The sequence below is a fragment of the Thermodesulfobium acidiphilum genome, assembly GCF_003057965.1.
Lineage (GTDB): Bacteria > Thermodesulfobiota > Thermodesulfobiia > Thermodesulfobiales > Thermodesulfobiaceae > Thermodesulfobium > Thermodesulfobium acidiphilum.
The window spans coordinates 1,522,386-1,536,605 of record NZ_CP020921.1; the positions used below are offsets into that span (position 1 = coordinate 1,522,386).

Below are 14,220 nucleotides of genomic sequence, written 5' to 3' on the forward strand. Positions count from 1 at the left end.
TAAGCCATTTATTTACCTTTGGTATTTTATTATATTTGGTATACAAGAGAAAATCAAGAAAAAATCAATATTAAGAATTGAATGACAATTCAAATAATTATAAAAAATCTATATCATCTTAATATTATGTTAAATTATTTATATATTTTTGAAATTTTATAAATTGTGTTATATTTAGGTTTACTTAATATAAGGAGGATAGAAATGAAAAACGATAATAATAAAAAATTATCCAAATTTAATTATGCTAAATTATGGCATACCATAAGTTTAAGATTAACACTATCGGCAATTCTAATTATCGTAATTTTTGGTACATCTATTATGCTAGTTTCATATTTCGTAATCAAGGAAAGCGTAAAAGACCAAACAATTGCTGCAATGCAAGAAACCGCAAAGGATTCAGTTGCAGGGATAAACAATTACATAACAAATAGAATTGAAGCTCTTCAAAATCTTGCAAAAAATCCATCATTTCAAACTAATGATGAAAAAACCATATTAAACACGTTAAGCTCAGTCTTTCCAATGTTTCCAGAAGCTGAGCTTATATTCTTTGTAAAAACTGATGGCAGTTATATTACAAACACAGGGCCAGCCAATGCGAATTTATCGGATAGAGACTATTTCAAAGAGGTCATGTCCACAGGAAAAACTACAACATCATCTCTGCTAATATCCAAAAGCACAGGGAAAAAGATATTTGTAATTGCTGTACCTGTATTAAATCAGTCAGGAAAGATAATAGGCATTGTAGCAGATGCTGTAAAAGCTGATGCAATAGACGAGATGATATCAAATATAAAATTTGGAAAGTCAGGATATGGCTTTTTGCTTGACAAAAGTGGCCTCTTTGTAGTACATCCTCTTAAAGAAATGGTTATGAAAGAAAATATTACAAATGTTAGCAAACTAATAACTCCATCACTTGCTGAACTTGGCAAGAGAGTAGTAAGCGAGTCCACAGGATATGGCACCTATAGTTTTCTTGGACAGGACAAGATACTTGTTTGGGATAGAATTCCCTCTACTGGGTGGATATTAGCAATCCCTGTTTTATTGTCTGATTTCTACTCAGGACTTTACAACCTTCTCATAATTATACTTATAGCCATAATAGTAATATCTATAATATCTCTCATAATATTTAAGTTCATATCAAAAAGCATTACAAAGCCTCTTTCAGAGATAGTGGAAGTAAACAAGAAGATTTCAGAAGGAGACTTAAATGTAGATATAAATACCAATTACTTTGGTGAACTAGGACTTCTTTCACAGAGCACCAAGAAGATGGCAGAAAATACAAAGTCTGTAATACAGAGTCTAAAAAACCTTGTGTCAGACTTACAGAGCGCATCTGAAAGGGTAAAAGAAAACGCAACTATATTGTCTCGTTCATCAGGAGAAGTTTCTCAGGCAGCTTCGAATACAGCACATGGAGCAGAGGAGATATCAAAGATAGCTCAGACGCTCTCTAATAAAGTAAACACCTTCTCAAGCACTACTCAGGCAATTGCAAAGGGAGCAGAAGAACAGGCAAACAATACAGAGCAGATTGCCCAGATGATAGATCAGATAAACTCAATTATGGAAGAGACAAAGAAGAGCAACAAAGAACTCACAGATCTGTCTGTGTCAATGAAGGACAAGGCTCAGGACGGCAACATCCTTATGACAAAGACAAATGAGAGCTCTCACAAGAGCCTTGAATCTGTCAAGAAGTTGGCAGAGGTAATACAATCTCTTAGCAGGAAATCTGAGGATATTGGAAAAATTGTAGATCTGATATCAAACATCTCAGACCAGACAAATCTCTTAGCTCTAAATGCTGCAATAGAAGCTGCAAGAGCAGGAGATGCGGGCAGAGGCTTTGCAGTGGTTGCAGATGAAGTAAGAAAGTTAGCAGAGGAATCTCAAAAGGCTGCAAATGAAATAGCTTTAATAATAAGCGAAACCAACAAGGAAACGAGAAATGCAATGGACTCTATGCAAGATACCTTAAACGACGTAACCACAGGATTAGAAGCCTCAGAGTCTACGTCAAAGACTTTCCAGGCAATACTCACATCTATAGACAAGATAGGATCTCTCTTAGAACAAAGAGAAAAGATAGGAGCACAACTAATTGCTAACCTATCAACGGTAAACCTAAACGTTAGCAACCTTGCTGCCCTATCAGAAGAATACACTGCCTCAGCACAGGAAATGGCAGCTTCATCAAAAGAAATATCTAATGAAATAGAAAGCCTTGCTGCGATCTCGGAAGAATCATCAGCTTCAGCACAGGAGCTCGCATCTACAACAGAAGAAAGTGATAAAATAGTAAAAGAGTTCGAGGAAATCTCGAAAAATCTTATGGAAAATACAGAAAAGATATCTGAAGAGGTAAAGAAGTTTAAAGTTTAATAATAATTAATATTAATAAAATTTCAAATAACCCGGGGTCTATCCTCTGGTTATTTCTTTAAGGGGTAACTATGACTAAAACAGAAAGACTAAAAAGCTACGGATGGAATTTTGAAGGTAGTATTGCTCACAAAGAATGGAAATTAAATATTGGAGTATCTGACGAACCATACATAGTAGACATGCAAATTGATTTTGAAAACGAGAGAGCTTACTTTAACGTCAAACATAAAAACATCGAAAAAAAACACGAAGTAGATTTCAAAGAGGCCATCCTTCACGCTACAGAGGGCAATCTTTTTAAAGACTTGCAAAATCCATTTAAAGAAGAAATAATCCTATCGTATAAAGATGGTAAAGATATCGAAATCCAGATTACAAAGGTACTTAGTCCAAAATTCAAATCAATAATGTTTGATGAAGGAGGAGAAGAATATTTCATTAGAAAGATAAAGAAATTAGGACAATCATTTATAGAATCCTATGAGAAAATAGACAAAGGCGATGTCGAGAACATATTAAGTAAAGGCCAAAACGAAAGGGAAAGTTTAATATCAAAATTTTTAGAATAACTTAGGAGGCACTTTTGAACAGACTGATTGATATGGACGAAGAACAAGTCCAATATATAAAGAAGTGGGGATTCTTAAGCGTCATAATAGGAATTGCTGGCGGACTGGGCGCAATATTTTTCTACAGCGCTATACAATTTTGTACGTATTTATTTCTGGGTCTCAGTGCAGGATGCTATCCTCCTTCTCCTGCAGGAGAAGGAGTTACAAAGATAGTCCCCATATTAAGGTATTGGATGATTCCAGTATCTACTACAATTGGTGGTCTTTTAAGTGGCTTCTTGGTTTATAAGTTCGCACCAGAAGCAGAGGGACATGGCACAGACGCAGCAATTGACGCATTTCACAACAAAAAGGGGATAATACGAAAACGCATCCCCCTTATAAAAACAATTGCATCGGCAATAACAATTGGAAGCGGAGGGAGCGCAGGAAGAGAGGGTCCCACAGCACAAATAGCAGCAGGAATAGGCTCAATAGTAGCACAAAGCTTAAATTTGAGCGTTAAGGACAGACGACTTGCGGTAGTAGTTGGGATAGGAGCAGGAATAGGTTCAATTTTCAAAGCCCCACTTGGCGGAGCGCTTCTGAGCACTGAAATACTTTATTTAGATGGCTTCGAGATAGACGCACTTATACCATCTTTCGTTGCATCCTTGATAGGGTATGTAATATTTGCTTCTTATAAAGGATACACTCCAATATTTGGCAAATTCCCTACTAATTACTCTTTTTCCCCTCAAAGCCTTGTATATTTTGCTATTCTCGGTTTATTATGCGGCCTTATCGGAATTCTATATACAAAAACTTTTTATGGAACAACAGCTTTATTTAAAAAAATAAAGATTCCTAACACCTTCAAACCTGCAATAGGAGGTCTAATTGTTGGGCTAATCGGCATGTTATATCCGCAAATTCTTAGCATGGGCTATGGTTGGATTCAAATAGGAATGAATAACTCAATTCCATTAGAAATTGTAATAGCTATAATTTTTCTAAAAATAATCGCGACGTCTCTAACAATAGGCTCAGGGGGAAGCGGCGGCGTTTTTGCGCCAGGGCTATTTATTGGCAGTATGGTTGGACTTGCCTTATGGAAGATCATTAGCTTGTCACCTCTTCACATTTCATATATACCAGAGGTTTTTATGGTTATAGGCATGATGGCACTGTTCGGAGGAGTAGCAAGATGCCCTCTTGCAGTAATGTTTATGGTTAGCGAAATGACAGGCGGATATGTACTAACGATTCCTGCGATGATAGCAGTTGCCATATCGTACGTCATAGTTGGTAAAAATACTATATATAAGAGCCAGGTAAAATCACCATCCGAATCTCCAGCCCACAAATTTGACTACTATAAGCCTATTCTTGACAAGATAAAAACAAAAGAAATATTAATAAAAGATGTCCCTATTGTAACTGAGGAAGACAGTATAAAAGCTGCCGCAGAAACTTTAAAAAAACACAAGATATCAGGAATGCCTGTTTGCTCGGCTCAAAACAATTCATTAGTTGGTGTTGTTTGTAATCAGGATCTATTAAACAACTGCGAAGGAGGAAAGGATAAAAAAGTTGCAGATATAATGAATTCACCTGCAATAATAATATCCCCAGAGGATAGCCTTTACAATGCCCTATCTTTAATGTATAAAAACGACATATCTTTTTTGCCAGTTGTAGATAAAAACGTACTATTGGGCATGATTACGAGAGAAAAAGTATTAGAAACTTACTTTAATAATATCGGCAAAGAAAGTTCAGAATAAAGTTTGCAAATGTTAAATTATTTGATATAATTCAAATACATAAAATGTTTATTAGCGGGCGTAGTTCAATGGTAGAGCATCGGCTTCCCAAGCCGAGGGTTGAGGGTTCGAGCCCCTTCGCCCGCTCCAGTTAATATGGCGACGTGGCCAAGCGGTAAGGCAAGGGCCTGCAAAGCCCTCATTCCCCAGTTCGAATCTGGGCGTCGCCTCCAAAATCAAATGCCGGGGTGGCGAAATGGCAGACGCAACGGACTTAAAATCCGTCGGGCATCCCCCGTGTGGGTTCGAGTCCCACCCCCGGCACCATTTTATCTTGTAGAATAAAGATTTAAAAAAATAAAATTTTAGGGAAGTAAAAATGAGCGACAAAGTAAAAGTTGGGATAATTATTTGCGATCGCTACAGGTCGTGTGCAGGGGGCAAGTGTTTTAGGTCTTTGCAAGATCGAGAAGGTGCCTTCTCGATCTACAAGGACAAGGAAGTTGAGATTGCTGGATATACCTCATGCGGCGGTTGTCCGGGCGGAAATATTGAATATGCACCTGAAGAGATGATAAAAAATGGCGTCAATGCGATTCACCTTGCAACTGGACTAATTGTAGGCTATCCTCCATGCCCGTACATCAATTACTTCAAATCTTTTATAGAAGAAAAATATAAGATCCCGGCAGTAATAGGTACACATCCTATTCCAGAAAAATACCTTAAAACACACTCAAAATTGGGGACATACGATAACCAAGAATGGCGTGAAATAATTAAGCTAACCTTAACCAATGAAAAAGTTCGCCTATCTTACGACTAAAAATTTTTAATAAACAATCCACTTTGTCAAGCGAATACTTTTTATGGATATTTATGCCAAGAAACGCTATAAAAAGTATTCGAAGTTAGATGAGCGTTATTCAAGTTGAATCATTAACAAAATATTATAAAAAGCTAAAAGTCCTTGAAGGGATTAGCTTCTCGTTGGAAGAAGGGCAGATATTCTCTCTCATTGGACCAAACGGTTCAGGAAAGACCACGCTTACAAAAATAATATCTGGTTTTTCAAAAGCTAACTCTGGAAAGATAAAAATCTTTGGAAGAAGCACAGATGAGTTTAAAAAAATAAAAAATAAAATTGGTTTGGTTCCTCAAGAAAACAATTTAGACCAAGACATCAATGTACTTGAAAACCTTATAGTACACTCAGAACTATGTGGCTTAAACATAAAAATTGCTAAAGAGAGATCTTTAAATCTGCTGCAGAAATTCGGACTTGATAAATATAAACACGAAGATATAAGAAATCTCTCTGGCGGCACAAAAAGAAAGATTATGCTTTTAAGGGCACTTTTAACCGATCCCAAGCTATTAATCCTGGATGAACCTACTGTTGGACTTGATCCATCTATCAGAAGACAATTTTGGGATATAATAATCGGTTTAAAATCCCAAAACGTATCAACAATATTTACTACACACTATATGGAAGAAGCAAGTTTTTTGGCAGATACAATTGCCTTTCTAAATAAGGGTAAGTTGATTTTAAGCGGAAATCCGCAGGATCTTATAAAAAATATCCTTGAAAATTTTGTATTTGAAATAAAAAAAAGGATATCAATTGAAAGCTACAAAAGTTATATATATGAAGACAAAACCTTTATTTTCACGTCAAACAAAGAAGGTTTGCTTTCAAAGCTAAAATTATTTGGGATAGAACCATGTACAATAAGAGAAACTACTCTTGACGATCTCTTTTTGTATCTTACTGGAGAAAAAGTTTGATACCATTTTTAATAATATTCAAAAGAAATATTATCTCATTTAAAAAGCGAGCCTGGGGCACATTGATAAGTGGGATAGATCCTTTACTTTTTCTTTTAGCCTTTGGCTTTGGTATAGGAAAATTTATTCCCAGTGTTGAGGGTTTATCTTATGTTGAATTTATAGCGCCTGCAATGGTTGTTATAAGCGTTTTATACGGTTCATTTTTTGAAACAACTTACAATGCCTTTGTAAGGATGTATTACGAAAACATATATACAGCCTGGCTATCTACAAACGCTACAGTAAAAGACATTGTTTTGGGGGAAATGCTTTGGGGGGCTTTTAGAGGAACGCTATATGCAATAATAGTAATTTTTGTCTTGTCTTGTTTTGGATTAATAAAAAATTTAAGCTTTTTAATAATAATTTTAGTTTTGCCACTTCTTGGGTTAACGTTTGCATCAATTGGCATGTTTTTTACTTCAGTAGTGCCTAATATAATGTTTTTTGATTATCTTTATTTTGTATACATAAATCCAATGATATTGTTCTCTGGAACATATTTCCCTATTAATATATTACCAATATTTCTAAAAATAATTCTAAAAACTCTTTTTCCTTTATATTATGCAGTGAAGATTTCAAGAGAATTTTATCTTGGTCAATCACTAGACATAATAAATATAATAATATTGTTGATAATAACAGTAATCTTCACAATTTTGGGAATCAAGTTTTTAAAAATTAGGTTGATAAATTAGCGATGAATAAATACACTATACCCCAAAATACTCAAAACAAAGATTACTATAAGCGTATAAAAAATATAAATAAAAGCATTCGATCTATACTCTCCCAATTCAATTCTTCTTTTCACAACGATATAATCTATGAGCCCGACAATAACAGTTAAAAAAGAAAGCCCCGCAAAAACAACAGCCACCCAATAAAGATATAGACTCTTCTCTTCAGGGATGCCAAATGTGGGACCAAGATAGTGGATAAAGAGATCGAATCTATCAAGGAGAACGCTAAACGCCATCAATCCAAGTGATGTCCTAATCCAGGAAAGAAGCGTTCTGACAGCAGCCATACTTTCTTTGGCATCTTCTTCTTTTATATTATTTTTTCTTCCAAGAAACAAGTTATTAACCTCTTTTTAATGAACTATGCCCTTATAAGAACAAATAAAACCAAAACCAATAAAACAGCTACAACGAAAGACATATATCCTATATGGTATTCTGGAGAACATTGAAAATATCCTGCTCTTATCTTTCTTACATTTTGGACATAGTCTATTGCACCAGCAAGTATTGTGCAAACTGACATCAAGAGAAGTAAGATAACAATTATATGTATTGAACCTACCGTCCCCCTTATGTATGAAGAAATACCTGGTTGAGTTTGAAGCCAAACATCTACTTTATCAAGAGCAATACCAAAACCCAACATATTAAAAGCTGTCCTGACCCATGCCAAAAATGTCCTGACAGCAGCCATCGCAAATCTTGGATCCACATAAGTCATCCTATCTTCTTCAAGACGAAGAATTTTTCTAAGAAGATTCATCAACTTTACTTCACCCCATACTATATAAATTTAATTAATTATAAAACAAAAATTATTTTATATGAAATAAAGTTTATCAAATAATAAATATTAACAAAATTTAACTTTTGCATATATAATATGCACTAATATACTGCAGAAAAGGGTGTGTATAACGATGGAAAGAAAAATAAAAAAGGTACTTATTGCAAATCGAGGAGTTAGTGCAGTAAGGGTGATGCACACATGCAGAGATAAAAAGATCCCAACTACAGCTGTATATAGTACTCCTGATAGATTGGGATTACACGTGCTCTCATCTGATTCTGCAGTACATATCGGAGAAGCTCCACCAATAAAATCCTATCTAAATATGGATGCAATAATTGAGGCAGCTTTAAAAACTGGATGCAATGCTGTGCACCCAGGATGGGGATTTCTCTCAGAAAATCACATATTTGCTCAAAGAGTTATAGATGCAGGACTTATATGGATCGGGCCAAAGCCAAAAGTTATAAAATCTATGGGAGATAAGATAGAGGCAAAAAAATGGGCAAAACGTGCAAATGTTCCTGTAATACCCGGCATAGACAATGCCAAAAGTTATGAAGAAATTATAAATTGGATGAAGGAAGAAGATGTATCTTTCCCAATTTTAGTTAAAGCCTCAGCTGGCGGCGGAGGCAAGGGCATGCTAAAGGTTGAAAAGACAGAGGACATCCAAAGCGCATTTACCCAGGTAAAATCTGAAGCACTTAAGTCCTTTGGTGATGATAAAGTTCTTGTAGAAAAATACATAGAAAGAGGAAGGCATATAGAAGTCCAAATTATAGCCGATGAATATGGCTCTATATGTCATCTTTTCGAAAGAGAATGCACAATTCAAAGGAGAAATCAAAAAATCATTGAAGAAACACCATCTCCAAGCCTTGACGACACTCTCAGACAAGAAATATGTTTTACAGCAGTAAGGTTTATGAGAGAGATTGGTTATACATCTGCTGGAACAGTAGAATTTTTATACGACTCAAACACAAAAAAATTCTATTTTCTCGAAGTAAATACAAGGCTTCAGGTGGAACATGGTATTACAGAACTCTCAACTGGACTTGATATTGTGAGCTTAATGATAGACATAGCGGAAGGTAAAAAATTACCTTTCAACCAATCAGACATACATCAAAATAGGTGGTCAATAGAGTGTAGGTTAAACGCTGAAGACCCTAAAAACTTCTCTCCATCTTTCGGAAGAATCACAAGACTTCAGGTTCCACATGGACCAGGTATAAGAATTTCTCCTGGCGCATATGAGGGTGCATCCATACCTCCCTTTTATGATTCAATGTTTATGCTCTTAATTAGTGCTGGAGCAGATAGAACAGATGCAATAAGAACAATGGACAGGGCCTTATCTAGAGGATTAAGAGTTGAAGGAGTTAAGACAATTGCTCCACTTCTTCTTAGTATACTAAGGCACCCAAAATTTATTTCGGGAGAGTTTTCAACTAGATTCATCGAAGAACATATGGACGAATTGGTATCATCTTTCAAAGAAAGAGACCCGGAAGATGAAGTCTTAAAGATTGCCCGTTACGTTGCAGAAATAAGCGCACTTGGCCAACAAAAGTGGATGTGAGGTGAGGTTATGTCTGAATATATTTTTGTCAAACCTGGAATGAGTCCTTCAGAAGTAGTAAAGAGCGTCAGAAATCTAAATGGGGTTTGTTTTACTTCCACAGGCATGAGAGATGCAGGTCAATCAGATTTTAAGAATAGACACAGAATCTATGATCTTAAAACACTTGCGCCACTTTATAACAAAATGGGTCTTTTCAGTTCAGAATGTCATGGGGGCGCAAGATGGCATGTGGGGGTAATGAACAGAAAAGAATCGCCCTTTGAAGAAATAGAGATATACAGAGAATTAATGCCTAATGTATTACTTCAAACCCTAGTAAGAGAAACCAATCTTTGGGGATACAGACCGTATCCAAAAAACGTAATCGAATATGTTGTTTCTAAAGTTGATATTGACGTTTGGAGATGCTTTTCCTTTTTAAATGACATAAGAAACATGAAAACAGTTGCAGAGGTAGTAATGAGTAGAGGAAAGCTTTTCGAACCTGCAATCTCGTTTACCGAGGTAGAATGGGCTACAAACGAATATTATCTAAAAACAGTCGATGAAATTGTTTCTCTTTGTTCTGGAATAAATGAAATAATACTATGCATAAAGGATATGGCAGGAGTTGGTAGCCCAAAAAGAATATATAGCTTAATAGATTCTATAAAACAAAAATATCCAGACCTGGTAATTCACTACCACAGACATACTACAGATGGACTTGCTCTTCCGGCATACCTTGCAGCAGCCCAAGCAGGTGCAAAAATAATAGACGTAGAGGAAGACTCATTAGTTAGGTTTTACGGACAACCTCCAATTATGAGCACCTATGCATACCTTACAGAATCTGGAATAAACGTTCACCTAAACACCAAGGCAGCTTTTGAGGCAATTCAAACAGTAAGAGAATGGATAAAGCATTACGAATGGGCTGAGTCCCCCTTTAAAGGGTTTGACTATTTTGTAACTAAACACAAAATGCCTGGTGGAGCTTTTCCTAGTTCTTTTGAACAAGCTCAAAAAGGCGGTTTTTTAAACCTAATGCCACATATATTAAAATTAATGTCTCTTTACAATAGAATAGTTAAATATTTTGATGTAACTCCTGGATCGCAAATAACCTGGGTTACGTGTAGCGGAATAATTAATAGATATTCAAAAGAGAGAGGTGAAGCTGGAGTAACTCATATCATAAGACTTTTAGAAAAATTCGTTGAAGAAAAGAATTGTAAATTTGAAGAAATGAACGATGAAGAAAAAAATGAATTGTTAGAACTTTTTAAAAATGCGCCAGGCGATTTTAAGAATTTGCTTCTCGGACTTTATGGAAAACTTCCTGTAGGATGGCCTGATGATTGGGTTTATCAAAGCACTTTTTCAGATGAATGGGAAGAAAAAATAAAATCAAGAGTTGACGTGTCGCCATTAGAACATATTGAAGAAGAGGATCTAGAAAGAACAAGAGAAGAGTTGAAAGAAAAAATTTCAAGATTACCTTCAGAAGAAGAGTTTATTCTTTATCTAATGCACCCAAAGGATGCTATAGAAATGATTAATTTTAGAGAAAAATATGGAGATGCTCCAATAGTACTTCCAACAAACGTTTTTATCAACGGATTGAAGAATCCAGGAGATAAAGTAGAATTTACTTTCTCTGAAAAGCCTTATACCCTTGAATTAGTTTCTATAGGGAAAGAACATGAAGGCATTATTCACGTAGTTATGGAGGTAAACAACAAAACTAGAGTATATAAAGTCGAAACGCCAAGAGCAAAGAAAAAGGAAATTAGATTTGCAAAAGGTTCTAATGAGCTTGGTTCTCCCATCAATGGTAATATCTGGAGACTTGGTAATCCAAAAAGAGACCCTATAAAAGTAGGAGACATATACCACAAAGGTGAAGAAATAGCAAATCTCGAAGCTATGAAAATGGAAACCCCCCTTCTTGCGCCATTTGACTGCATGATAAAAGAAATATGTGTAAATCTTAACGAAAGTGTGGTAGAAAACCAGCTTCTATTTGTACTAAAACAAATTTAAAAATTTAATAATAAAGAAAGAAGAGCCGCGCCTGTTATTACAGTACTCACGGCTCTTTCTTAAACGGCTATCCTAAAATTGCTTTGAGATCTTCATCAGGAGTTTTGATTGGAGCAATATTAAAGTTTTTCACCAACACATCAAGGACGTTTGGTGTTATAAAAGCAGGCAAAGATGGCCCTAGTTTTATATTTTTTATCCCAAGGTACAATAGACTCAGTAAAATTGCCACTGCTTTTTGCTCATACCATGAGAGTATCAAAGAAAGCGGCAAATCGTTAACCCCTACATTAAACGCTTTTGCCAAAGCATCAGCAAGTACTACTGCTGAATATGCATCATTACATTGCCCAACATCTATAAGTCTGGGAAGCCCATCAATTTCACCCAACTTTTTATCAAAAAATCTAAATTTCCCACAGGCAAGAGTCAATACAATGCAGTCTTCAGGTACTTTTTCTACAAATTCAGAATAATAAGATCTTCCTGGTTTTGCACCATCACATCCTCCTACAAGGAAAAAGTGTCTTATTTTTTTGTTCTTCACAAGATCTACGACCTTTGAGGCTGCCAAAAGAAGCGTTTTCCTACCAAAACCAACCATTACAGAACCATTATCGAGATCCTCTTCAAATCCTTCCATTTCAAGAGCTTTCTGAATAACTAAAGAATAGTCATAATTTGTGATGTGTTTAACGCCTGGCCAGGCTACCACACCTGTTGTAAAAATATTGTTAAAATAACTTTTTTGTGGCCTTTGAATACAGTTTGTAGTCATAACTATTGGGCCGGGGAAGTGAGGAAATTCTTTTATTTGATTTTGCCATGCAGTTCCAAAGTGCCCATAAAAATGAGGATATTTTTCTTTTAACAACGGATAACCATGAGTAGGAAGCATCTCGCCATGGGTATAAACATAAATGCCTTTGTCCTGACTTTGTTTCAAAATTTCTTCTAAATCTTTCAAATCGTGTCCTGAAACCAATATTGCCTTTCCTTTCTTGTGACCGAGAGGAACTGTTGTTGGGACAGGATCGCCATAAGTTTTTGTATTTGCTCTATCAAGAAGTTCCATAGCAAGAAGATTGTATTTCCCTACTTCGAGAGTTCTAGTCACCCAATCCTCTAAAGATATATCATTTCTCGTAAGATCAAAAAGGGTTCTAAACATATATTCATAGAGATCCTTGCTAGATTCTCCCAAAATCGCTGCGTGATCGGCATAAGCTGCTATGCCCTTTAAACCAAAAAGTATAGTATGTTTCAAGGCTCTCTTATCTGGATCTGTTTCTGGATCATTTTTTAATCCAAACTTTTTTCCTTGAGCTTCTAATTCTGGAATGTTGTTTGCAAACTTAAAGTTAGCAATATCAGGAAATTCAATTTCATGATTTTCGGTTACAGCCTTTTTTAAATCATCTCTTTTCTTCTGCGCTAATTTGATCCACTCTTTCAATCTTTCTGGATCAAAATCTACATTTGTTAGTGTTGAAAATAATGCCTGACAAACAAAGTGTCCTAGCTTCTCATCTACATCTATTCCTACTTCTTTTGCACTTTGAATTACAGATGAAAGGCTTTCCAAAGAAAATATCAATAGATCTTGCAAGCTGCTCGTAGTTTCATCTTTACCACAAACTCCCTGAATTTCACATCCTACCCCCTTTGCTGCTTGTTCACATTGATAACAAAACATTATAAGTCACTCTCCTTCATTTATTTTTTTATCTTTTATCAAGAAATTAGGATAAAACTTTAAAGATAACAAATCATTGATTTAGATCAATATAGTAAAATTATATAGAAAACAATTATTTAAGGAGAACGTATAATTAATGGATAAAATTCTTAGATCCAACGTTTTTTTTAAAAACTTAAGCAACGAAGACATAGCAAAAATTTTAAATATCTCTCATAAAATAGAACTAGATAATAACCAAATACTTTTTACTGAGGGAAGTCTGGCGTTAAACCTATTTATAGTTTTAAGTGGCAAAATGAAGGTTTTTAAAATTTCTCCATCCGGAAAAGAACAAATACTTCACATAATGACTTCTGGAGATTTGATTGCTGAAGCACCAATGTTTGCAGGACTTGATTATCCTGCAAACGCCCAATGTATTGAGAAGTGCACTCTTTTAGCAATTGACAGAGAGGGCTTCAAAAATCTTATAATAAACAATCCAAATCTCACAATGAACATATTATCAGCTGTATCCTTTAGACTTAGAAATTTTACCTCTCTTATTGAAGCTTTGTCCTTAAAAGAAGTTTCTGGTAGATTAGCATCTTATCTTTTGTACCAAAAAGAAGCTCAAAAAAGCTCAAAGATAGAATTGCCACTTACCAGAGCTGAACTCTCAAAATATTTTGGCACGATGCCCGAAACACTTTCAAGGATATTTACAAAATTTCAAAATCTAAATATTATCTCCACAAATAACAAGATTGTCACAATATTAGACGAAGAAGGTTTAAAAAAACAGGCATGGGGAATATAACTATT

General features: G+C 35.3%; 12 protein-coding genes and 3 tRNA genes. 12 read left to right on the plus strand and 3 right to left on the minus strand.

Annotated elements, in window-relative coordinates; all coding sequences use genetic code 11:
- Nucleotides 1-204 precede the first annotated feature (204 nt).
- The 9 genes from TDSAC_RS07665 to TDSAC_RS07705 all read left to right on the plus strand — a co-directional run bounded on the left by TDSAC_RS07665 (nucleotide 205) and on the right by TDSAC_RS07705 (nucleotide 7,260).
- Nucleotides 205-2,406: a methyl-accepting chemotaxis protein gene (locus tag TDSAC_RS07665; protein WP_108309709.1), complete on the plus strand. Its 2,202-nt coding sequence runs from the start codon at nucleotides 205-207 to the stop codon at nucleotides 2,404-2,406.
- A 71-nt stretch (nucleotides 2,407-2,477) separates the two neighbouring features.
- On the plus strand, nucleotides 2,478-2,978 hold the full coding sequence (locus TDSAC_RS07670) for a hypothetical protein (protein ID WP_108309711.1): 501 nt from the start codon (nucleotides 2,478-2,480) through the stop codon (nucleotides 2,976-2,978).
- 14 nt (nucleotides 2,979-2,992) lie between these two features.
- Nucleotides 2,993-4,747 (plus strand): chloride channel protein, encoded by a 1,755-nt coding sequence (locus TDSAC_RS07675; RefSeq protein ID WP_234405741.1) that lies wholly within the window; start codon nucleotides 2,993-2,995, stop codon nucleotides 4,745-4,747.
- Nucleotides 4,748-4,801: 54 nt separating this feature from the next.
- Nucleotides 4,802-4,876, plus strand: a tRNA-Gly gene (locus TDSAC_RS07680).
- Between the two features lie 8 nt (nucleotides 4,877-4,884).
- A tRNA-Cys gene (locus tag TDSAC_RS07685) sits at nucleotides 4,885-4,959 on the plus strand.
- A gap of 9 nt (nucleotides 4,960-4,968) precedes the next feature.
- A tRNA-Leu gene (locus TDSAC_RS07690) sits at nucleotides 4,969-5,053 on the plus strand.
- 52 nt (nucleotides 5,054-5,105) lie between these two features.
- Nucleotides 5,106-5,552 (plus strand): CGGC domain-containing protein, encoded by a 447-nt coding sequence (locus TDSAC_RS07695; RefSeq protein WP_108309713.1) that lies wholly within the window; start codon nucleotides 5,106-5,108, stop codon nucleotides 5,550-5,552.
- Nucleotides 5,553-5,641: 89 nt separating this feature from the next.
- The gene (locus TDSAC_RS07700) at nucleotides 5,642-6,517 is read left to right on the plus strand and encodes an ABC transporter ATP-binding protein (protein ID WP_108309715.1); all 876 of its coding nucleotides are present in this window, start codon (nucleotides 5,642-5,644) and stop codon (nucleotides 6,515-6,517) included.
- Nucleotides 6,514-7,260, plus strand: coding sequence for an ABC transporter permease (locus TDSAC_RS07705; protein WP_108309717.1), 747 nt, complete (start codon nucleotides 6,514-6,516; stop codon nucleotides 7,258-7,260). The genes TDSAC_RS07700 and TDSAC_RS07705 overlap by 4 nt, the downstream gene beginning before the upstream one ends.
- On the opposite strand, the gene TDSAC_RS07710 is transcribed toward TDSAC_RS07705, so the two are convergent.
- Both TDSAC_RS07710 and TDSAC_RS07715 read right to left on the minus strand, forming a co-directional pair.
- On the minus strand, nucleotides 7,257-7,643 hold the full coding sequence (locus TDSAC_RS07710) for a YidH family protein (protein WP_108309719.1): 387 nt from the start codon (nucleotides 7,641-7,643) through the stop codon (nucleotides 7,257-7,259). The two genes, TDSAC_RS07705 and TDSAC_RS07710, sit on opposite strands and share 4 nt — an antisense overlap.
- Before the next feature lie 23 nt (nucleotides 7,644-7,666).
- Entirely contained in the window at nucleotides 7,667-8,071 is a 405-nt protein-coding gene (locus tag TDSAC_RS07715; protein WP_108309721.1) for a YidH family protein, read from the minus strand.
- Between the two features lie 157 nt (nucleotides 8,072-8,228).
- Between TDSAC_RS07715 and TDSAC_RS07720 the strand changes: the two genes are divergently transcribed.
- Together TDSAC_RS07720 and TDSAC_RS07725 are read left to right on the plus strand one after the other, a co-directional pair.
- The gene (locus tag TDSAC_RS07720; RefSeq protein WP_108309723.1) at nucleotides 8,229-9,686 is read left to right on the plus strand and encodes an acetyl-CoA carboxylase biotin carboxylase subunit; all 1,458 of its coding nucleotides are present in this window, start codon (nucleotides 8,229-8,231) and stop codon (nucleotides 9,684-9,686) included.
- Between the two features lie 9 nt (nucleotides 9,687-9,695).
- On the plus strand, nucleotides 9,696-11,714 hold the full coding sequence (locus TDSAC_RS07725; RefSeq protein WP_108309725.1) for a biotin/lipoyl-containing protein: 2,019 nt from the start codon (nucleotides 9,696-9,698) through the stop codon (nucleotides 11,712-11,714).
- Nucleotides 11,715-11,781: 67 nt separating this feature from the next.
- Here the strand turns inward: TDSAC_RS07725 and hcp are convergent, their stop codons facing one another.
- The gene (gene hcp, locus TDSAC_RS07730) at nucleotides 11,782-13,410 is read right to left on the minus strand and encodes a hydroxylamine reductase (protein WP_108309728.1); all 1,629 of its coding nucleotides are present in this window, start codon (nucleotides 13,408-13,410) and stop codon (nucleotides 11,782-11,784) included.
- Nucleotides 13,411-13,549: 139 nt separating this feature from the next.
- On the opposite strand from hcp, the gene TDSAC_RS07735 reads away from it, so the two are divergent.
- Entirely contained in the window at nucleotides 13,550-14,215 is a 666-nt protein-coding gene (locus tag TDSAC_RS07735) for a Crp/Fnr family transcriptional regulator (RefSeq protein ID WP_108309730.1), read from the plus strand.
- Nucleotides 14,216-14,220: the final 5 nt, after the last annotated feature.

Excerpts from the sequence above, each read along its gene's own strand:
- TDSAC_RS07715 (WP_108309721.1), bottom strand. The coding sequence starts at position 8,071 with ATGAATCTTCTTAGAAAAATTCTTCGTCTTGAAGAAGATAGGATGACT.
- TDSAC_RS07700 (WP_108309715.1), top strand. The coding sequence starts at position 5,642 with ATGAGCGTTATTCAAGTTGAATCATTAACAAAATATTATAAAAAGCTA.
- TDSAC_RS07665 (WP_108309709.1), top strand. The coding sequence starts at position 205 with ATGAAAAACGATAATAATAAAAAATTATCCAAATTTAATTATGCTAAA.
- TDSAC_RS07720 (WP_108309723.1), top strand. The coding sequence starts at position 8,229 with ATGGAAAGAAAAATAAAAAAGGTACTTATTGCAAATCGAGGAGTTAGT.
- TDSAC_RS07695 (WP_108309713.1), top strand. The coding sequence starts at position 5,106 with ATGAGCGACAAAGTAAAAGTTGGGATAATTATTTGCGATCGCTACAGG.
- TDSAC_RS07725 (WP_108309725.1), top strand. The coding sequence starts at position 9,696 with ATGTCTGAATATATTTTTGTCAAACCTGGAATGAGTCCTTCAGAAGTA.
- hcp (WP_108309728.1), bottom strand. The coding sequence starts at position 13,410 with ATGTTTTGTTATCAATGTGAACAAGCAGCAAAGGGGGTAGGATGTGAA.
- TDSAC_RS07735 (WP_108309730.1), top strand. The coding sequence starts at position 13,550 with ATGGATAAAATTCTTAGATCCAACGTTTTTTTTAAAAACTTAAGCAAC.
- TDSAC_RS07670 (WP_108309711.1), top strand. The coding sequence starts at position 2,478 with ATGACTAAAACAGAAAGACTAAAAAGCTACGGATGGAATTTTGAAGGT.